General features: G+C 50.7%; 9 protein-coding genes. 3 read left to right on the forward strand and 6 right to left on the reverse strand.

Going from position 1 to position 21,943, the window contains the following annotated elements:
• Positions 1-8: 8 nt before the first annotated feature.
• The 3 genes from BN4609_RS13750 to BN4609_RS13760 are packed head-to-tail and all read left to right on the forward strand — an operon-like array spanning position 9 to position 5,115.
• Positions 9-3,047, forward strand: a complete 3,039-nt coding sequence (locus tag BN4609_RS13750) for an efflux RND transporter permease subunit (RefSeq protein WP_068857170.1) — start codon at positions 9-11, stop codon at positions 3,045-3,047.
• A complete protein-coding gene (locus tag BN4609_RS13755; protein WP_068857171.1) occupies positions 3,037-4,413 on the forward strand; it encodes a TolC family protein in 1,377 nt (458 codons plus the stop codon). Before BN4609_RS13750 ends, BN4609_RS13755 begins: the two co-directional genes overlap by 11 nt.
• Before the next feature lie 21 nt (positions 4,414-4,434).
• Positions 4,435-5,115, forward strand: a complete 681-nt coding sequence (locus BN4609_RS13760; RefSeq protein ID WP_394806064.1) for an SGNH/GDSL hydrolase family protein — start codon at positions 4,435-4,437, stop codon at positions 5,113-5,115.
• Positions 5,116-5,431: 316 nt separating this feature from the next.
• On the opposite strand, the gene BN4609_RS13765 is transcribed toward BN4609_RS13760, so the two are convergent.
• The 6 genes from BN4609_RS13765 to BN4609_RS13795 form a co-directional block, all read right to left on the reverse strand.
• Positions 5,432-7,369, reverse strand: coding sequence for a glycoside hydrolase family 97 protein (locus tag BN4609_RS13765; RefSeq protein WP_068857173.1), 1,938 nt, complete (start codon positions 7,367-7,369; stop codon positions 5,432-5,434).
• Positions 7,370-7,502: 133 nt separating this feature from the next.
• On the reverse strand, positions 7,503-9,806 hold the full coding sequence (locus BN4609_RS13770; RefSeq protein ID WP_068857174.1) for a GH92 family glycosyl hydrolase: 2,304 nt from the start codon (positions 9,804-9,806) through the stop codon (positions 7,503-7,505).
• A 1,271-nt stretch (positions 9,807-11,077) separates the two neighbouring features.
• Positions 11,078-13,660 carry a family 78 glycoside hydrolase catalytic domain gene (locus BN4609_RS13775; RefSeq protein WP_068857175.1) on the reverse strand — a complete coding sequence of 861 codons (2,583 nt, stop codon included), beginning with the start codon at positions 13,658-13,660 and terminating at the stop codon, positions 11,078-11,080.
• Between the two features lie 1,879 nt (positions 13,661-15,539).
• Entirely contained in the window at positions 15,540-16,640 is a 1,101-nt protein-coding gene (locus BN4609_RS13785) for a DUF4973 domain-containing protein (protein WP_068857177.1), read from the reverse strand.
• Positions 16,641-16,667: 27 nt separating this feature from the next.
• Positions 16,668-18,788: a RagB/SusD family nutrient uptake outer membrane protein gene (locus tag BN4609_RS13790; RefSeq protein WP_068857178.1), complete on the reverse strand. Its 2,121-nt coding sequence runs from the start codon at positions 18,786-18,788 to the stop codon at positions 16,668-16,670.
• A 19-nt stretch (positions 18,789-18,807) separates the two neighbouring features.
• Positions 18,808-21,942, reverse strand: a complete 3,135-nt coding sequence (locus BN4609_RS13795; RefSeq protein WP_106390614.1) for a SusC/RagA family TonB-linked outer membrane protein — start codon at positions 21,940-21,942, stop codon at positions 18,808-18,810.
• Position 21,943: the final 1 nt, after the last annotated feature.

Raw genomic sequence — 21,943 nt, forward strand, 5'->3', positions numbered from 1 at the left:
CACGAACGATGAACATCTCTGAAGTAAGCATACGCAGACCGGTTCTTGCGACTGTGATGACCGTGATAATCCTGCTTTTCGGCATAATAGGCTATGCCTACCTTGGCGTAAGGGAATATCCTTCGGTGGACAATCCCATCATCTCGGTGAGCTGCTCGTACGCGGGAGCCAACGCCGATGTGATTGAGAACCAGATAACAGAACCGCTTGAGCAGAACATAAACGGCATTCCGGGCATCCGCTCGCTGACAAGTACAAGCGAACAGGGACGAAGCAGGATAACCGTAGAATTCGAACTGTCGGTCGACCTTGAGACTGCGGCGAACGACGTACGCGACAAAGTGTCGCGCGCACAGCGTTATCTGCCGCGCGACTGCGACCCTCCGACAGTGTCAAAAGCCGACGCCGACGCCTCACCGATACTCATGGTGGCTCTGCAAAGCGAGAAAAGACCGCTGCTGGAGCTTAGCGAAATAGCCGACCTCACGGTGAAAGAGCAGCTGCAGACAATACCCGACGTGAGCAGCGTGAGCATATGGGGTGAGAAGAAATACTCCATGCGGCTTTGGCTCGACCCCATCAAGATGGCGGGATATGGCATCACGCCGATGGACGTGAAGAACGCTGTGGACAACGAGAACGTGGAACTGCCGTCGGGAAGCATCGAGGGCAACACCATAGAACTGAACATCCGGACAATGGGTCTGATGAATACCGCAAAGATGTTTGACGACCTTATCGTCAAAAGCGACGGCAACAGGATAATCCGTTTCAGCGATATCGGACGCGCGGAGCTCGGTGCCGCCGACATCAAAAGCTACATGAAGATGAACGGTGTGCCCATGGTCGGCGTGGTGGTGGTGCCCCAGCCCGGCGCGAACCACATCGACATAGCCGACGCGGTGTACAAACGGATGGAGCAGATGAAGAAAGACCTGCCCGAAGATGTGAAGTACAGCTACGGCTTCGACAACACTAAGTTCATCCGCGCATCCATAGATGAGGTGAAGCATACGGTGTATGAGGCGTTCGTTCTCGTGATAATAATCATCTTCCTCTTCCTTCGCGACTGGCGGGTGACACTCGTTCCCTGCATCGTAATACCCGTTTCGCTCATCGGAGCGTTCTTTATAATGTATCTCTTCGGCTTTTCCATCAACGTGCTCACAATGCTTGCCGTGGTGCTTGCCGTGGGACTGGTGGTCGACGACGCCATTGTCATGACCGAGAACATATATATCCGCATCGAAAGAGGCATGCCGCCGATGCAGGCAGGCATTGAAGGCTCGAAGGAGATATTCTTCGCCGTCATCTCCACAACCATCACTCTGGTGGCTGTCTTCTTCCCCATAGTATTCATGGAGGGCACCACCGGCCGTCTGTTCCGCGAATTCAGCATGGTCATCTCCGGCTCGGTGCTCATATCGGCATTCGCCGCCCTCACGTTCACTCCGATGCTTGCGACCAAGATGCTGAAGCAACGTGAGAGGAAAAACGCATTCTATCGTGCCACCGAACCGTTCTTCGACGGCATGAACAGGCTCTATGACAAATCGCTGGCATACGTCCTGCGCCACCGCATATGGGTGATTCCGGTAATGGTACTGATGATTGTGCTCGCCATATTCCTATGGGGAAAGATTCCGTCGGAGATGGCTCCGCTCGAAGACCGTTCGATGATTACAATCAACACACGCGGTGCCGAGGGCGTGACATACGAATACATAAGGGATTATACAGAAGACATCAACCTTGTGGTAGACTCCATAATACCTGACGCGGAAGCCGTGACGGCACGTGTATCGAGCGGTAGCGGAAACATACAGGTGACTCTTAAAGACATGGCAGACCGCGATTACAGCCAGATGGACATTGCCGAAAAGCTGTCGGCAGCCGTACAGAAAAAGACCAAGGCGCGCTCTTTCGTGCAGCAGCAGTCATCGTTCGGAGGGCGTCGTTCGCGCATGCCAATACAGTATGTACTGCAAGCCACCAACCTCGAAAAGCTCGAGAAAGTGCTTCCCAAGTTCATGGAGAAGGTATACGAGAATCCGGTGTTCCAGATGGCGGACGTCGACCTGAAGTTCAGCAAGCCCGAAGCGCGCATACACATCAACCGCGACAAGGCGAACGTAATGGGCGTAAGCACACGCGACCTGTCCGAGACTCTGCAATACGGACTGAGCGGCCAGCGCATGGGATACTTCTACATGAACGGCAAACAGTACGAGATACTCGGTGAGATAAACCGCCAGCAACGCAACAAACCAGCCGATCTGCGCTCCATATATCTGCGCAGCAACGACGGCAAGATGATACAGATGGACAACCTCATAGAGCTTGAGAACACCATCGCTCCGCCCAAGCTGTACAGATACAACCGCTTTGTCTCAGCCACGGTGTCGGCAGGTCTGGCAGAAGGAAAGACCATCGGAGAAGGTCTCGACGAGATGGACAAGATAGCAAAGGAGGTGCTCGACGACACATTCCGCACCACACTGGCAGGCGACTCGAAGGATTTCCGCGAGAGTTCGTCAAGCCTTATGTTCGCGTTCATACTTGCCCTGGTGCTCATCTATCTCATTCTGGCGGCACAGTTCGAGAGCTTCAAGGATCCGTTCATCATAATGCTCACCGTTCCTCTTGCCATAACAGGCGCGCTGATATTCATGTTCTTCGGTGACATAACCATGAACGTGTTCAGTCAGATAGGCATTATCATGCTCATAGGTCTTGTCGCCAAGAACGGAATACTTATCGTCGAGTTTGCCAACCAGAAGCAGCAGGAAGGACAGGACAAGCTCACCGCCGTGCGTGAAGCCTCAAAGCTGCGCCTTCGCCCTATTCTCATGACGAGCGCGGCAACCGTCCTCGGACTCATCCCTCTGGCTTTCGCGTCGGGTGAAGGATGCAACCAGCGTATCGCGATGGGTGTCGCAGTTGTGGGCGGAATGCTTGTCTCCACTGTCCTGACAATGTACATCGTGCCTTCTGTCTACAGTTTCATTTCAACAAACAGAATTAAAAAGCTAACAAATGGTAAATAAAATCATCACCGGAACAGTGTTCATGCTGTGTGTCTGCCCGGCAGCCGCACAGCAGGAACCGGAATATCATGATGTCGGAGTGACCACACTGCAGGACTGTCTTGCCAAGGGTCTTGAGAACAACTTCTCCATCCGCATGGTGAAAAACCGTCAGGAGGTGAGCTCTAACAACGCCACAGCCGCCAACGCGGGACTGCTCCCAGAGGTAAACCTCACCGCCTCGTACGGCGGAAACTATCATACCACCAGCACGACGGCAAGAGAGTCGGGCGTCACTACGAAAGAAAGCAACGCCTACGACGGCACTCTTGACGCCGGAATAGAGCTTAACTGGACTATATTCGACGGTTTCAACGTGTGGACAAACTACAAACAGTTGCAGATGATGAAGGAACAGGGCGAGTTGCAGACACGCATTGCCGTTGAAGACTACGTGGCGTCACTCGCCGCCGAATACTATAACTTCATACAGCAGAGCATACGTCTGAAGAACTTCCACAACGCAATGAAGCTCTCGCGGGAACGTCTGCGCATCGTGGAAGTGAACTACCACGTAGGCAGTTTCTCACAACTGGAATACCTTCAGGCAAAAGTGGACTTCAACGCCGACAGCACCCAGTACATGAAACAGCGCGAGGCACTCACCACATCGAGGATAAAGCTGAACGAGATGCTGGGCAACGAGGACGTCACCGCACTACTCGGCATACGCGACACCACCATCGACGTGAATCCCGGTCTGCGTTACGACGAGCTGTGGGAGGCGACCCTGTCTGCCAACTCATCGCTTCTGCTGGCAGACAAGAACACGGATATAGTCAGGGCAGACTACAAGAAGATAATGTCTCGCGACTATCCTTACGTGCGGCTGAACCTCGGCTACGGATACACCATGAACCGTTACGAGCTCTCTTCCACGCGAAAGCGCGACAACTGGGGGCTGAACGCGGGAATAACCGTGGGATTCAAGCTCTTCGACGGCAAGCGGAAGATGCAGAAAAAGAACGCCGAACTCGACATCAGATACTCGGAACTGGAACGCGACAATCTGCGGCTGACACTCAAATCGGAGCTGAACAACTTCTGGCAGGCATACAAGAACAACTGGGAGATACTGCAGAAGGAGAGACAGAACCTCGTCGCCGCCGAGACAAACTACTATTTCGCCAACCTCAAATATCTCGAGCACAGCATATCAGGATTTGAGATGCGCGAGGCGCAACAGAGTCTGCTCGACGCACGCGAACGCATTCTCGTAGCCGAATACGACACAAAGATATGCGAGATATCGCTTCTCCAGCTCAGCGGAAAGGTGCTCGGCTATCTGAGCGGAGAGACATATCACACAGCAACAGAACAACAATAAACAAATGAAAAAGCCATGAACATAAAGAAACTTTTCCTCTTCGCATCTCTCATAATCGCATGCACGGCGTGCCCGGCACAGTCGAAGAAGTCGGTGTCAATACTCGGAGACTCATACAGCACGTTCCAGGGCTACCTTCAGCCTGACACGAACTACGTGTGGTACAACGCTGGAAAGCACGACAACACCGACGTCACGGCAGTGCAGCAGACGTGGTGGCACAGGCTGATAAGCAGCAGAGGACTGCGCCTGTGTGTGAACAACTCGTTCTCCGGAGCCACGATATGCAACACCGGATACAACAAGGACGACTACAGCGACCGCTCCTTCTGCACACGTCTGTGGAATCTCGGCTCTCCGGACATCATCTTCATCTTCGGCGGAACAAACGACAGCTGGGCATCGTCACCCATAGGCGAATACAAATACAGCGGATGGACGAAAGACGACCTCTACTCTTTCCGTCCGGCAATGGCATACATGCTCGACAACACAATAGCCCGCTATCCCAACACCGAGATATATGTCATCATAAACGACGGACTGTCTGAAGACATCACCGAGTCGAGCCGCGCCATATGCGAGCACTATAAGGTGAGATACGTGATGCTGGAAAACATAGACAAAATGAACGGACACCCTTCCGTGAAAGGCATGGAGCAGATAGCGGAACAGGTTGGAAAGATAATCCCAAACCGATAATCAGAACGCTGATTATACGTTTAATGTCTGTTGTCAGCTCTTCATTCTTCCTACGCACTGCCGCCGTCATCTTGCATTCAGCTTTTTCCCGATGTAGCCCGCTACATCTTCGATAAATCCGAATACAATCCGGCTGACAACAGCACGAAATAAGAATGGAAGTCTGATGACCGGTTCGGGATAATGAAAAAATAAAAAACGGAATACGGAAAAGACAAGCTGAACGCGCTGACCGCCTCAGGCTTCAGGACCGGAAAGAGTCTCTGACAGCAGAAAAGGCAGTCAGCGCGTTTCGACTGTATAATGTTCAGTGCGGTTATTCTATCACTCCGCACCAGCCGCCGTTGCGTTCCAGTTTCAGAGTGAGCACCGCAGACTTGTCCACCTGACGCTCTCCCTTCACATAGTCGAATGCCTGACGTCCGGCGTTCACACCGTCAGCGAAGAATGTGAGCCTGCGGCTTCCGCCGTCACCGAGGAACCCGAGCGGCACCTCAAGCGTCCTTGCGTCGCCCGCGCCCATCGCTCCTATGAACCAGCGGCTGCCTTTCCTGCGCGCCACAACGACATACTCGCCCGCCTTGGCGTCGACGACACGTGTCTCGTCCCACGTCACCGGCACCGAGCTTATGAACCTTGTGCACTCCTCTTCGGCGTAATATCTCGTCGGACTGTCCGACAACATCTGTATGCCACTCTCAAAAACGACGTACATAGCCATCTGACACGCACGTGTACCCATACCCATCGGGTTGGGGTCGGTGCAGCGGTTGTGCTCCGGCTGAGCCGAGTTCATCGAGCCGGGCGTGAAGTCCATAGCCCCGACAGCGTTGCGTATGAACGGCAGCCATATGGTGTTCTCAGGACGGCAGCCCTCGTTCTGCTCCATTCCGCGCACTCCCTCGTACGACAGGAGGTTAGGATATCTGCGCTCCAGTCCGGCAGGCTTGAACGAACCGTGGAAGTCAACCACCATATTATATTTGGCAGCCTCCTTTATCACTCTCTCATAGAAGTTCACCATCCACTGGTCACTACGGTCCATGAAGTCTATCTTCACGCCCGGTATACCCCACTCGGCATAACGCTTGAAGAGGTCCATGTTGTTCTCTACAGTGAGCCACGGCAGCCACAGAATGAGTCCCACGTTGCGGCTCTTGCCGTAAGCCACGAGTTCGGGGATGTCGATGGCGTCGATGGAATTGAACGGGTCGCGCGTCGTGCGTGCCCATCCCTCGTCAAGGATGATGTACGGTATGCCGAACTTGGAGGCGAAGTCGATGTAATACTTGTACGTGTCGTTGTTGATGCCAGCCTTGAAATCCACGCCCCAAATCATCTTATGGTTCCACCAGTCCCAGCTCACCTGACCAGGCTTTATCCAGCTGCAGTCCTTCAGCTCGCACGGAGAGGACAGCACGTAGGTCATCTCGTTGGCAAGGATGTCCCTGTCCTGTCTGGAGATGACGAAGTAACGCCACGGGAACGAACGCCTGCCCTGCGTGCGGGCGATATAGTCAGCCTCCTTCAGAATCTTCTGGCTGCGGTCTCCGTCCTCACCGAACTCAAGCGGAACCTTCGGGAACACCGCGCTCATACCGTTCTCGCCCGTGCCCTTGAGGAACATGCACGGATAGTCTCTGAGGTCAGCCTCGGAGATGAGAATCTTATAGTTCTTGTCCGTACTCACAAGCACGGGGAAGTATATCATCTTGTCCGACGGCTTGAAGTCGCGTGTCTTCAGATGGCTGTAAGGACTTTCATAAGAAGTCTTGAAGCCGTCAGTGAACGACACATGCGCCGTATAGTCGCCCGGGAAACCTATCTTGAACGTCTCGCCCGTCACGTCTGCCGTTCCCTTTACGTCTGTCACGAAGCGGTATGCCACTCCGTTGTCGAAAGCCCTGAACTCCACCGCATAATTGCCCGACATGCTCAGAGTCATGGCGTTGTAATGGTTTTTCACCATGGCGTTCTTTATCGGCACCTCACGCTTCAGGTTTTCGTTCACCGAAGCGCGTCTCACTTTCTTCAGCTTAGGCTTCACGCCCATCTGCCTGCCGCCCATGTTCATCGCCATCTCGCAGTCTGTGAGCACCGTGTTTCCGTCGATGCTTACCGTGTAGGTCATTCTGTCGCCCAGCGCGACGCTCACCTTCACAGTGCCGTCGGGCGATTTCAGTGTCAGGTCGTCTGCCGCTCTCACGCCCGTAACGAACAGTGCCGCCGCAAACAAAAGGATTGTTTTCTTCATGATTGTAAAAGTTTTTATTTATTATATGGTATTAACTTCCATTTGAAAATTGCAGAACCTGTCATAAAAAAACGGAGGGGCGGGAAGCGATACGTCTTCCCTACCCCTCCGATATTGTTTTCTATACCTTATATCACTTCTTTTTCTTGCTCTTTGCCAGCTCTTTAGAGAAAGAGTAAGGAGCGTCGCTGTCTGCCGTACCACGCGCCTTGTTTGGTGTGGAACCCATCGTGTAGACAATGCTTCCGCCCTTGAGCAGGTCTTCATGTGTCAGATAGTTCTTGCCGTAACCCATGCCATTGAGCTTCATCGCCTGTATGTAGCGGTTGTCGGCACTGTTGTCCTCGGCTGTGATTGTCATGGTCTTGCCGTTCTCCAGATGGAGGGTCACCTTGTCGAAGTACGGAGTTCCGAGCACATACTCGTTGGAACCCGGACATACGGGATAGAATCCCATTGCGGAGAACACATACCATGCTGAGGTCTGACCGTTGTCCTCGTCACCGCAGTAGCCGTCGGGGTTGGCGTTATAGAGCTTGTCCATCACCTCGCGTATCCAGTACTGGGTCTTCCAAGGCTCACCCGAATAGCCGTAGAGATATATCATGTGCTGTATGGGCTGGTTGCCGTGGGCGTAGTTGCCCATGTTCATTATCTGCATCTCGCGTATCTCGTGGATGACGCCTCCGTAGTAGCTGTCGTCGAACAATGGCGGAACGTTGAACACTGAGTCGAGCATGGCGTTGAACGTAGCCTTGCCTCCCATCAGGTCGATGAGTCCCTGCGGGTCGTGGAACACCGACCACGTGTAGTGCCAAGAGTTGCCCTCGGTGAAGGCGTCGCCCCACTTCAGCGGGCTGAACGGTGTCTGGAACTTGCCGTCCTTGTTGCGTCCGCGCATGAGGTTTGTCTCCTTGTCGAACACGTTCTTGTAGTTGAAGGCGTGGTTGAGGAACGGTTTCAGTTCCTTGTCAGACTTGCCCAGAGCCTTACCGAACTTGTATATGCACCAGTCGTCGTAGGCATATTCGAGCGTGCGGGCAACGTTCTCGTTTATCTTCACGTCGTAAGGCACATAGCCAAGCTTGTTGTAGTATTCGAAGCCGAGACGTCCTGTGGACGACACCTGCGGGTGAACGGCGTTGGCACCGTGCTTCACAGCCTCCCACATAGTCTCTGCGTCGAAGCCGCGCAGACCCTTCAGATAGGCGTCGGCAACCACGGAAGCCGAGTTGTTTCCCACCATACAGCCTCTGTGACCGGGACTTGACCATTCGGGAAGGAATCCGCTCTCCTTATATACATTGACAAAACCTGCCTGCATCTTCTCGTTCACAGAAGGATATACAAGGTTGAGCAGCGGGAAGAGACAGCGGAATGTGTCCCAGAAACCCGTTCCGGTGTAGAGATAACCGGGCAGCACCTTGCCGTTGTGCGGACTGTAGTGTATGGGCTGACCGTTGGCGTCCATCTCGTAGAAGCTGTGGGGGAACAGCGCCGAACGGTAGAGGCAAGAGTAGAAAGTACGCAGATGGTCCACGTTGTCGTCCTCCACCTCGATGCGTCCAAGCACCTCGTTCCAGCGGTCGCGTCCCTGCTGCTTCACGCGGTCGAAGTTGCCGTCGCCCAGTTCCTTGAGGTTGAGCAGAGCCTGCTCGGGGCTGATGAACGACGAGGCTACCTGCACGTTGACCTGCTCGCCGCGCTTTGTCTTGAAGCCGACGATGGCACCCGAGTGGTTGCTCTCAGACTTCAGAAGCGACGCGTCCACCTTTCCGTCAGCCACGGCAGCCTTGTATGTGAACGGCTTGTCGAACTTCAGGACGAAGTAGTTCTTGAAGTTCTCGGGCACACCGCCGCTGTTGCGTGTGGTGTAACCGACAATCATGTTCTGCTCCGGGATAATCTCGGCATATGAGCCCCTGTCGAACGCGTCGACAACGATGTACGACTTGTCGCTCTCGGGGAACGTGAAGCGCATGGCTACGGCACGGTCTGTGGGAGCCATCTCGGCAACCACGTCGTGGTCGGCGAGATAAACGCGGTAGTAGTAAGGCTTCGCTATCTCAGCCTTATGAGAGAACCAAGATGCGCGTTTGTCCTGGTCGAACTCGGGAGCACCCGTAACCGGCATCACCGAGAACTGTCCGAAGTCGTTTATCCACGGGCTTGGCTGGTGGGTCTGCTTGAATCCCCGTATCTTGTCATGGGTGTAAACGTATGCCCATCCGTCACCCATCTTGCCGGTCTGAGGCATCCAGAAGTTCATGCCCCACGGCATGGCGATAGCCGGATAGGTGTTTCCGGTGGACAGTTCGAATTTGGACAGTGTTCCCACGAGCGGGCTGACGTAGTCTACCGGCTCGGCAGTGTTGGCTGCACCGACACTCATTGATGCCAGCGCAAACAAAGCGGTGAATAAGCGTTTTAATCTCATATTGTAATTATAATTATTGAATTTTCGGGTTATTACGGCTTAAGCGCGTACGCTGTCTGCGCTCCTTCCACAGCCGGAGGCAGCCACAGGCTTCGCAAGAATATGCCATCGCACGTTGATGACTGAATGTCACACAATACATTCATGCCACAAAGATAATATAAATCGGGCTTACTGCAAAATAAAAAATCCATTTAATTTGACGCTTCCTCACACATACTTGCCTGTAACGCATATTTTTACGCTTAGCGGCATGTATACCAACGATGTTCCGTTATCATCCAGTCTCAACTCCGCGAGAACGCCGCGCGGACGTCGGAACAGTTTTCCGGTCGGAAATACGCGGATTTTCAGAGTTTCACGCAACTGTCTGACGTTCAAAGACATATATCATTTCAGGAACAAAAACGTGATTTTCTGTCACGCGGAAGAGGCTTTCCGGGCATGCCGAACGGGCTTTCCTGTAGCACGGAAGAGCATGTTTGGGGATATGGAAGAGCCGTTATGAGGATGCGTGGAGGCATGTTCCGCCATGATGAAAAAGACATTCGGGGGACAGAAGAGCCTTTTTCGCACGACGAAAGGTTATGAGCTGCCGCACAAAAGTATATAAACACGATTATCACACATAAATATCCGTCCCTCCGTTTTATATTTCACGATTTTCAGCTGTAAAAATTTTTTACTGCCGGAAAGCTGAAAACAGAAGGCTGGCAAATCAAAGTAATTCCGCAGGAAAGCCTGAGTAATTCCACAAGCAAGCCTAAGTAGAGACGCAAGATTTTGCGTCTCCCGTCCAGCCCATAGCTATACACGCATGCAATGGTTTGCAGCCAACAAGTGCATCCCTCGCTTGTGAGACGCAAGATTTTGCGTCTCTACTTTAATTAAAAGCGCATGTCATACATGATTCAATCCTCATATCCTCAATGGCGGCAGCCCAGTAGAGACGCAAAATCTTGCGTCTCACAAGCAACCCATAGCAATACATGCCTGCAATAATTTGCCGCCAATAAATGCATTCCTTGCTTGTGAGACGCAAAATTTTGCGTCTCTACTTTAATTAAAAGCGAATGTCATCCATGATACATTCCTCATATCCTCAATGGCAACAGCCCAGTAGAGACGCAAAATCTTGCGTCTCACAAGCAAAACATAGCTATACACGCATGCAATGGTATGCAGTCAACAAGTGCATTCCTTGCTCGGGAGACGCAAAATTTTGCGTCTCTACCGGTTCATGCCGTCACGACGGAAACGTGGTATTGGCATCACATCCTGACGCTGAGCGTATGTGTGCCCGCGCCATATTCCTTTGCCGCAGTGTCACCGGGGAGCGTCACCGACGCCGTGGCTCCCTCCGGGATGGTGAATGTCCATTTCCACATGTCGCCGTCATACCTCCATGAACTCTTTATCAGTCCCGCAGCCGAACGGTATTCGGCGTTGAGGTGACCCAAACGGCGGTCAGGCACGGGGCGCATTATGATGTGGCGGAAGCCCGGACGGGCAGGGTCGGCAGCTATGCCGGCAGCCGTTTCCCACAGCCATTCGCACACACAGCCGTAGGCGTAATGATTGAACGAGTTCATGCCCTGCGGTCCCATGCCGGAGTCTTTCATATAACTGTTCCAGCGTTCCCATATGGTTGTGGCACCGTTATCCACGGAATAGAGCCACGACGGGTTCTTGCGCTGGAGGAGAAGCTCGTATGCCATGTCTGCCATACCGTTCTCCGTGAGTGTCGACATAAGTATGGACGTGCCCAAGAATCCTGTCTGGAGGCAGTTGCCATGCTCCTTGAAGTTACGGCGCAGACGCTCTATCATGCGTTCCTTTGCCGCTCCTTCCACTATATTGTTTTTCAGGGCGAACAGCGCGGGAGTCTGCATGGTGTTGAGTATTTCGGTCTTGAACTCACCGTCGGCAGTAAGGAACTGCGATCGGATGTACTCGCGCGCCTCGCCAGCCATCGACACATAGCGTGAGGCATCGCGTCCGGTAGCCCTTGCCATGTCACTCATCATGTCGGCGTCCATCAGCCAATAGCATGCGCTCAGGTAGTTCCAGTATGCCACGGCTTCCGGTTTGAGACCGTCAGGACCGTATATCTTCCCGCTGCAACTCTCCAAAGGCTCATAGCTGAGCCAGTCTCCGTACTGATAGTTTCCGTTCTCTCCTTTAAGCGTATTGAAGTCATACTTCGCCTCCGCGATATGGTTGACATACCGTTCCATGGACTCCCACGAATCGTCAACCACCTTTCTGTCGCCGAACTGCTTCCATACCACCCATGGCACAATGACTCCGGCGTCTGCCCAACCGAGACGGTTCATGTCCACATCTTCGGTCGCTCCGTACTGCGCGAAAGGCGCGACGCTGGGATATCCGCCCTTGGGCGACTGCGTGTCGCGCACGTCCTGCAGCCACTTATGGAAGAAACGGCTTGTGTTGGCGAAGAATGTTCCGGTCTCGGCAAACACCTGCGTGTCAGCCATCCATCCCAGACGCTCGTTGCGCTGCGGGCAGTCTGTGGGCACTGAAAGATAGTTGGAGAGCTGTCCCCAATAGGTGTTTGATATGAGTCTGTTCACAAGTTCGTTGCCCGTAGAAATGCGTCCGGTCTCCATATCCTTGGCTATGGACGTGACGGGAACACTGCGTATCCTACTGATTGTGACAGGTTCTGTGACGGTGATTGACACGAAGCGGTAGCCGAAGAACGTGTTTTTAGGGCGGTAGGATTCCGGTTTGCCGTCTCCGGCAAAGGTGTAGTCGAGCATCATGCCTGTGTCGGGTATGCGCAGATTGAGCCGGTGAACGCTCCCCTCAGGTCCGTCCATGCCCCTGCTCTTCAATCCGTTGCCGTCGTTGAGCAGCTCCGACGTGATGCAATGCAGCTTTGTCCCCTTCTTCGCCCGGAAGAGAAAATCGGGCACAGCGGCGGCGTTCTGACCGAAGTCCACCACAAGATTCTCACCCGGATTGACCTCAATTGTCTCACCGTCGGCATACTCTCTCTTTACGACCACCTTGCCGTAAGCGTCGTCACCCTGTCCCGTTATGTCCTGCCATACGTATATCTTCACCGGTGCGAGCGCGATGTCGTCGCGCATATATATCTCCGCTCCGTTGTCTGGCAGTATCTGTCCCTTGAACTCCCGGTTTATCTCAGGTCTGGAGAGCAGCTCCGGAGTAAGGAATCCCTGTGCCACACGGGCGTCATACTCCTCACCGTCGAAGATGGCGGCATGCTTCACCGGTCCGGCTATACCGGCTTTCCAGTTGTCGGTGTCTGTTCCGTAAAGGCGCACTGTTCCGTCCTTATACGTGACGCGCAGCACTCCGCGGAACGCACACTTGGTGCCGAACATTCCCTGACTGCCGCCGGGAGTGACAATCTTGTCGCCCCACCAGCCGGGCGTAACCTGCGCGGAGAGCTGGTTGACGGCACCCTTACGAGTGTCGAACGCGTCGGTGACATCATACGTGAACGACCGTTTCGTCTTGAACGGATGTGTGAAACCCGGTTTGAGAACCTCCTTGCCGACGAGTTTTCCGTTGACATACAGGTCGTATACACCGAGTCCCGATGTCATCCATTCGGCACGTTCCACCTTTCCCTCGTTAGTGACCGTGGAGACAAACCAGCTGGCTCCGTCGGCAGCGCGCGCTCCGTCGTTCACCGTACCCGTTACGACAGGGGCGTTGACCACCGAAATCCATTCCGAGCTTTTCCACGCATTGTCGTCCAACGCTCCTATAAGTGTACCCACGTTTTTACGGTCGGCAGTGCCGCAAGCAGTGAGCATTGCGAGTGCCGCACAATAAAACATCTGTCTGTAATTCATCATATCGTGTTTGTTTGTTGTTAATATCGTGTCTGATTGTTATTAATGTAGCGTTTGTCTATTATCAATACGGTATTTGTTTATTATCAGGTTCTGTCACATTGTTCTCCTTCCCCATCCCGCAGTATGTTACATGTAATGCGTCCATTAGGCGGGATGGCTGGTACTGATATATCCCACCGGCATCGGGGCATACATCACGTCGCATAAGAAAAGAATATCGTATGTTTTCATATTTCAGTTTTTAGTGTGTCTCAGATAAATCAAACAAAACCGTGTCACCTTTGCAGCGGCAGTATAAGAGACTGCAATGCAGCTTGCAAGAAGTCACCGCCCATGTATTGACGCCGCAACGAAACAGCATTTACAAAGACAATGCAAACGAGCGGCAAGAGAGCTTGCTCTTAGTTGCCCGAGTGCAGCTTGTCTTATACAAAGACTATGCGAGGCGAGCGCAATGGCAAGGCGGGGAAACGCAGTTTTACCGGACTTGACACTGCCGAGCCGAAGCTTGTCTTATACAAAGACAATGCGAGGCGAGCGCAACGGCAAGACGGGGAAACGCAGTTTTACCGGACTTGACACTGCCGAGCCGAAGCTTGTCTTATACAAAGACAATGCGAGGCGAGCGCAACGGCAAGACGGGGAAACGGAGTTTTACCGGACTTGACACTGCCGAGCCGAAGCTTGTCTTATACAAAGACAATGCAAACGAGCGAAATGAGAGCTTGCTCTTACATTTCCGAGTGCAGCTTGTCTTATACAAAGATAAGTAAATATACCAAACGTCACCATACATCCTCGTGTTTTTTATAGTATTGGTATCAAAATACATATCCGACAGTATCAAAATACACAGATTTGTAAATACACACACGATATTCACCCATAGCAAAATGATTGTACCGGTGTATTAAAACCTACGTCATCGGAGCGATATAACCATGTCATTGACACGGCATTACGGATGTCTGAGAATATCGCTATGAGGGCGGTATCCTGTCGTCAAAACAATGATAAAATTCAAATATAATGGCGTCAGCCTGTAGAGACGCAAAATTTTGCGTCTCACGAGCAAGAGATGCATTTATTGACAGTAAATTATTGCAGGCGTGTATTGCTATGGGCTGCTTGTGAGACGCAAAATTTTGCGTCTCTACTGGGCTGACGCCATTAAGGATATTAGGAATGTATCATTGATTGTATGCGCTTTTTATTAAAGTAGAGACGCAAAATCTTGCGTCTCACGAGCAAGGAACGCATTTATTGACGGCAAATTTTTGCAGGCGTGTATTGCTATGGATTGCTTGTGAGACGCAAAATTTTGCGTCTCTACTGGGCGGACGCCATTGAGGATATTAGGAATGTATCATTGATTGTATGCGCTTTTTATTAAAGTAGAGACGCAAAATCTTGCGTCTCACAAGCAAGGAATGCATTTATTGACAACAAATTATTGCAGGCGTATATTGCTATGGGTTGATCGTGAGACGCAAGATTTTGCGTCTCTACTGGGCTGACACCATTGAGGATATTAGGAATGTATCATTGATTGTATGCGCTTTTAATTAAAGTAGAGACGCAAAATCTTGCGTCTCCCGTGCAACGAATGCATTTATCGGCAGCAAAATATTGCAGGCATGTATTGCTATGGGTTGATCGTGAGACGCAAAATTTTGCGTCTCTACTTTGGTTTGACAGCGGGGGAAGGACGGAGGCTTCATGCGTCAGGACCTAATGGCGGCTCCGGCATTCGTAATGATTCTGTATACGGAAAAAAGCCGGATGAGAACAGTGACTGTCACATGCGGCATAATAAAAAAATCTCTCCCCGCAAAATGCGGAGAGAGATTGAAAGTGTTTTTATGAAAGAATTATCAGTTTAATCCCAGTTGATAGCATGCTGAGGATCAGGCTCCTGAGTATTGATCTTACGCTCACCGGTCAGAGAACCCTTCACTGTGTAAGACATCTCATATCCCGGAACCATTCCGTAATCGGTGAATGTGTAATTCACATTCTGTATCATCACGTAACGGTGCAACAGATAGTTCTGTGTGGCATCCATCTCCTCGACTACTGTATAGCGTGTGATTTCATCTTCTTCAGTATCATTACCATGAGCGTCCTTCACCTTGTTAACTTTAAATTTCACCAGAGGATTGTCACATGTGAACTTTATAGTTCCTCGTGTGTGGTCGTTCTCATTCGGAATGAATTCGAGATTGATCTTATAATTCGCACGATCCTTTCTGTCCTCATCTATAAGACCTGCATATACAAAGACCTTGTTCTCATCAACAACATAGAGACGTACATTCTCTACAACAGAAGCTTCAGTATCACCGGCTATAGTTATCTGCTGTGCAGTACCCGAATAAACACCTGACCAGTCGTTGAACGGATAGACACGGAGCAGAGCCTTTGCGTAGTACTGACGCGGATGAGACTGATAGCCGTAATCCTCATTGTCAAGAATCTGAATGGGGAGAACCCATTTCTTAGACATATCTATGCCACGGAAATCGAACTTGATGTTCATCAGGTCAACGTCCTTTCCGGCAGGGATTGTCATTTCCTTCGGATATGTGGCATACTGAGTCATGTCCTGATAATACAAGTCCGTACGGTTCTGGAAACGCGCTACGTTCATTGTATACAGCGTATCAGGGTCAGCATCGAAGTGTATTGTCACGTCCTTGGGGTTCGTGGTTGAACCGGCGATGACAACCGGAAGGTCGTATTCGGATATACCGTAGCCTCCGTCACCCTCATCCGGGAACTTGTTGCCTGTGACATTTCCTTCAGCGTCATAAACGCAGCGGGTATACGGAACATTGACTACTCTCACTCCGTTGTTGTCAAGCGGAGCACTGAAAGCCACATAGTGTGCGTACTGCTCATCCTCCCACTCATCGTTACAGGATGTGGCAACCATGAGCAAGCCCAACAGGGAAGCACCTAAAATAGATATATGTTTCATCTTTTTATTCCTATTTGATTATAATGATTAGTCATAATTTCTCCATCCCGGTGACTGAACGAGGAGGTTGTTACGCTTCAGCTCGTCGAAAGTAACGGGCCAGAAGTACATCTTCTCGGCAAATGTCTGCTGGAGGTTGGATGTCGGGATAACAACCTGGAAGTCAGCACGCCTTGCCTGTGTCATGAACACGTTGAGACCGTAAATCTGCTGTGACTCCTCAACCGGAGCGTCCATCCAGCGGCGCAGGTCGTAATAACGCTTACCTTCACCGAGAAGCTCGATCATACGCTCACGCTTGATCTTCGCACGCAACACATTTTTGTCCAGATAATCTGTCTCAGCAAAGTCAGGCAGTCCGGCACGGATGCGAACTGGATGAATGCCCTTCTTAATCTCCTCAATGTCACGGCTGATTGTGTATGTCTTTGTACCGTCCCATGACTGTACATCATATTTGCCGTCAAGCTCGTTGAGAGCCTCAGCATACATCAGCAGGATATCGGCATAACGGATTGCAGGTTCCGGCTTGGCTGCGATATTGTCCATGCTGTGACCGGACTCTATGTAATCGTTAGGATTATAGAACTTCCTGTATCCTATACCTGTACGGGGATAAGAGAACGCGTTGATGTAACCGTCTCCACCTCCACGATAGTAGAATATCTGCTTGTCGCGCTGTGACTGCGTAGGATGTCCTGCATTCTCCCACACGCTGCCGCTGAATGCCACAGAGGCATAGAAACGCGGCTCACGGTTGGCATACTGCAGAGAAACGTTAGCCTTCAATGGCGGATAGTCCTTGTAGTTCTGACGTGTGGTGAAATATGTTTCTAAAGTATATCCTTCATCTTTTGCCCACTGGGGAAGACGATCCGAACCGTCTTTACCGTTCAGTTCACTGTCCTTACCCGGAACATCGGTTCCATCATTCATATAGTATGCGTCAACCATCTTTTGTGTCAGACCGTTGGTGTTCCATCCACCACAGCTCACAGGCATTGAGTGAAGCACGATAGACTCTATGGAGTAGTCATTCTGACGGCACATGTTGTCAACACGTGAGAAGATAATCTCGGGATTGTCCTGAATAGCCACATTGCCGTTGAAGAGGTTGGCATAAGAAAGCATCGGGTCGATGTCTGCCCATCCGTCAGGCCAGTTCTTCTTTGCAAAGTTGCCGTCATCGGGCGGAGTTATAGTAGCTGTTCCCGAAGTGCTCTTATTAGTATGATAAAGCTCATACTGATTAAGATCAATCACGTCCTTGCATGCGGCGGCAGCGCGCGCCCACTTGCTCTCATCATATTCTGTGCTAAGAAGAGGACTTCCATCCTTGTTTACGAAATCCTTGGCGATTTTATCATCAACAAGTTTGGTATCGTGCTGACCGTTCTTAAGCTGACCGTTAGCCAACGGGCTGGCAGCATAGATGTAAGCCAACGCACGTGTTGCGAGACATGCGCCCTTTGTAGGACGTGCGGAGTTCTCCTGATCACGCTTGTAATACTGAATCTCCTTGGCAGCCTGAATCATCTCCTTTGAGATATGCTCTACCACTTCCTCGTATGTATTACGCGGCTGTGACATAGCCTCGTATGTCTGAGTGTAGTCTACACCTTCCTCAGCCACGATTGGCACCGGACCGTATTTACGAAGAAGCAGCCAATAGTAGTAAGCGCGCACGAAACGTGCCTGACCTTTATAGTCGAGCTTCTCAGTCTCAGTCATCTGCGGGTTCATGTCAACGTGATGAATGAACACGGAAGCCTGATAGATGCCTTTGTAGCACATCTGCCATACATAGTTGTTGAAGTCTTCCTCATAGAGACCCATGCGGTAAGAGTTGTAGGACACACGAACGTCGTCCTTGTTGTCACCGAACAGCTTGCTGTCGCGGTCGCCGTAATACACGCAGTCGTCGAAGCAGCTGTAGAACGAACCTGACTTATTGCCGACGTCCACATTCTCCCTCAGGATGAAATAATAGGCGTAGGCAAGCCATTCCTGCGTCTGCTGACGGTTTGTGAAGACTGACTCTAACGTACGGCGGTCTTCAAAATATTTGTCGGAGTCAAGGTCAACGCACGATGTGAGAGACCCTAAACCGAGAACCGACATCATTAATATTGCTATCTTATTTTTCATATCTGTCTTTTTGTAATTATTACAAGTTAACCTGTACACCCACTGTCACAGACTTTGTAAGAGGATATTCCTCACCACGCTGCTGCAATGACTCCGGATCCCATGTATCGAAATCAGACCATGTCAACAGGTTTGTTCCCGTGATATAGAAACGAACTGTGTTGAAGTGTATCTTATTTACGATAGATTTGGGAAGAGTATAACCGAAGTCAAGGTTCTTCAGACGCAGATAGCTCATGTCGCGGAGCCAGAACGTTGAAGCCTGCTCGTTGTTGTTGTTAGCTCCATAAGTCAGACGAGGATAAGAGGCGTTGGGGTTTTCTGTTGCCGTTGTTCCTGAGATGTCTGCCGATATCCAACGGTCGTCAACCATACCCTTGAACACATTACCCCACTGGTTCTCGCGGAATGCGAACACGTTCTTACCAAGTATCTGTACATTAGACTTGCCTGCTCCCTGGAAGTGGAGGTTGAAGTCAAAATCCTTCCATCTTACAGAGAATCCTAGACCGTAGATAAGGTTAGGTCTGGAAGTGGCACCGATGGCTACAACGTCACCGCCGTCAATCTTACCGTCACCGTTCACATCCTTATACTTGATGTCACCCGGCATATAGTCACCGAATGTCTGCTCGGGGCTGTTGCGTATATCCTCCCAGTCTTTGAACAGACCAAGAGCTATGAGACCCTTCTGCTGGTTAACACGATAACCTGCAGAATACTGGTAAGGATAAGTGTTGAACTGCTCGTCGGCAACGAGTACCTCGTTCTTACTGTAAGTGATGTTTCCTCGCACGGTCAGGTCAACCTCACCGAACTTCTGATTGTAGCTGAAGTTACCGTCGAAACCGTTGACTCTTACAGCGCCTACGTTTGCCCATGGAGAGCTTTCGAAACCTGCCATTGACGGAACGAAGTTACGTTTGCTGTACTGTCCTGTACGCTTCTCATAGAAGTAGTCCACTGTCATGGAAAACTTGTTGTTGAAAAGCACGAGGTCGATACCTACGTCCGACTTGCGGGCAACCTCCCATGTCACACCCCTTGCTGCAAGCTGAGTGTAATGGATACCATTGAAAATATTAGTATATGAGGAAGTACCAAAATTATAAATGTTATCCTTTACAATGTTTCCATTGTCATCAGTATGAGTTAAATAGTCCAAAGTATACAGATACGGGAAACGCACTCTGGTGCCTCCATCCATGATGGCGTCATTACCTACCTTTCCGTAAGAATAACGAATCTTGAACATATCCATCCAAGGAGCTACCTTGCGAACCCACGGTTCCTCGGCAACGTTCCATGCTACGGAGAAAGCCGGGAAGAATCCCCAACGGTGTCCGTCAGCAAAGTTCTCTGTTCCGTTGTAACCGAAGTTACCGTCAATGAAGTAACGGTTTGCGTAGTTATATGTCACCTGACCGGCAAGTGCCATGTTCTTACGGGACACTGAGTTCTTGATATCATTTCCAAGATTCTGTGTCTGTATGTTAGTGTCCTGAGTGAATCTGAAGTTGGCTCCCACATTGTGAACCTTCGCGAACTGACGGTTGTAGTTGAGCAATAGCTCTATGAATTCCCTACGTGAACCCTCATTGCTTGAGCTTTGTGTCATGTCAGACTCGTTACGTATCTGGTCCCAGATGATGTTACCGTTATCGTCACGACCGTTGGCATGATATGTAGCAGGGCTACGCATGTGAGAAATCTTATTGAAGTTGTATGTGTCGTAACCGAAACGTGCTGTGAACTTAAGACCCTTTGTCACAAAATCAAGGTTCTGCTCGAGTGAAGCGTTAGAATAGAGGTTGTTGGTCCACTCCTCGTTATAACCTGTCTGTGTGCTGGACACCCAAGGATTGACGTGGTTGTCGTCACGACCGATGTTTATCTGCGGTACATAACCGTTGGAGTACATCACAGGTGAAAGGATGTTGTTATAACCGAACAGCTGTCCCCATACCCTATCGTCACCAAGTCCCGGACTGTTACGCTTGTTCAAATCACCAGATACACCGAGCTTCAGCACTGTGGTCGGAGTGATGTCTATATCGACATTCAAACGATAGTTCCAGCGTTTGTAGTTAGCGTTTGTATCATATTTATCACGGAGAGTCTTGTCTGTCTTATACATACCCTGATCCTCAACGTATGCGATTGAAGCATAATAACGTGATGTGTTACCACCACCACTGAGGTTGACATTGGCACGATAGCTGAACGCACCGTCCTTAAGCAGGAGGTCCTTCCAGTCTACGTTCGGATAAAGATCCGGATCAAGTCCGTTGAGGAAGAGTTCCTTCTCTGCCTCTGAATAGGCAGCACCGAGGCTTCTTGTGATACGTGCCTCATTCAACAGGTCGATATATTCCTCTGTTCCTACAAACTCAGGAGTGATAGTTCGCATATTATAAGATGTCTCGAACTTACCGTTCACGTTAATCTTACCTGCCTTACCACGTTTTGTAGTGATAAGCACAACGCCGTTAGCACCCTTTGAACCGTAAATGGCTGTAGCAGACGCATCTTTGAGCACAGTGAAAGACTCGATATCCTCAATGTTAAGCTCATCGAGATTATCACGCTCGAAACCGTCGACAAGGATAAGAGCTGAAGAACTGGCACCGAATGTGGATATACCACGGATCCAGAATTCAGAAGTGTTCTTACCCGGCTGTCCTGATGTCTGGAATGCGAGCACACCCGGAACGTTACCGGCAAGAGTGTTTGACAGATTGGATGAAGTATAGTGCTTCAGGTCACCCATATTAACGTTGGTGATGGCACCGGTCACGTTAAGTTTCTTCTGAGTACCCATCGCTGTTACAACGACCTCGTCAACAGCATTCTGTACTTCTTCCTGCATCTTCACATCAATGGTCGTCTTGGTGTCCTTAAGGAGAACCTCCACCTTCTTGAAACCTATGTATGTGAAGACAAGAGTCTGATATTGCTTTGCATTAATCTTGTACTTTCCTTCGTAATTGGTAATAGCACCAAGTCCCGGGTCGTCTTTTCTACTGATGTTGGCACCAATAATCGGTTCACCGTTTGCGTCTGTGACCGTACCGGTTATGACCAATTCCTCCTGAGCCAAGGCATTCGCTGCGACGCCCAGCATCATAAATAGCATTATTAATACTTTCTTCATA

It is taken from the genome of Leyella lascolaii (assembly GCF_900079775.1).
In the GTDB taxonomy this organism is placed as follows: Bacteria; Bacteroidota; Bacteroidia; order Bacteroidales; family Bacteroidaceae; genus Prevotella; species Prevotella lascolaii.

Bases quoted from the DNA above. Each gene is read 5' to 3' on its own strand.
- BN4609_RS13755 (WP_068857171.1), top strand. From the start codon at position 3,037: ATGGTAAATAAAATCATCACCGGAACAGTGTTCATGCTGTGTGTCTGC.
- BN4609_RS13790 (WP_068857178.1), bottom strand. From the start codon at position 18,788: ATGAAAAATAAGATAGCAATATTAATGATGTCGGTTCTCGGTTTAGGG.
- BN4609_RS13765 (WP_068857173.1), bottom strand. From the start codon at position 7,369: ATGAAGAAAACAATCCTTTTGTTTGCGGCGGCACTGTTCGTTACGGGC.
- BN4609_RS13775 (WP_068857175.1), bottom strand. From the start codon at position 13,660: ATGATGAATTACAGACAGATGTTTTATTGTGCGGCACTCGCAATGCTC.
- BN4609_RS13770 (WP_068857174.1), bottom strand. From the start codon at position 9,806: ATGAGATTAAAACGCTTATTCACCGCTTTGTTTGCGCTGGCATCAATG.
- BN4609_RS13795 (WP_106390614.1), bottom strand. From the start codon at position 21,942: ATGAAGAAAGTATTAATAATGCTATTTATGATGCTGGGCGTCGCAGCG.
- BN4609_RS13785 (WP_068857177.1), bottom strand. From the start codon at position 16,640: ATGAAACATATATCTATTTTAGGTGCTTCCCTGTTGGGCTTGCTCATG.
- BN4609_RS13750 (WP_068857170.1), top strand. From the start codon at position 9: ATGAACATCTCTGAAGTAAGCATACGCAGACCGGTTCTTGCGACTGTG.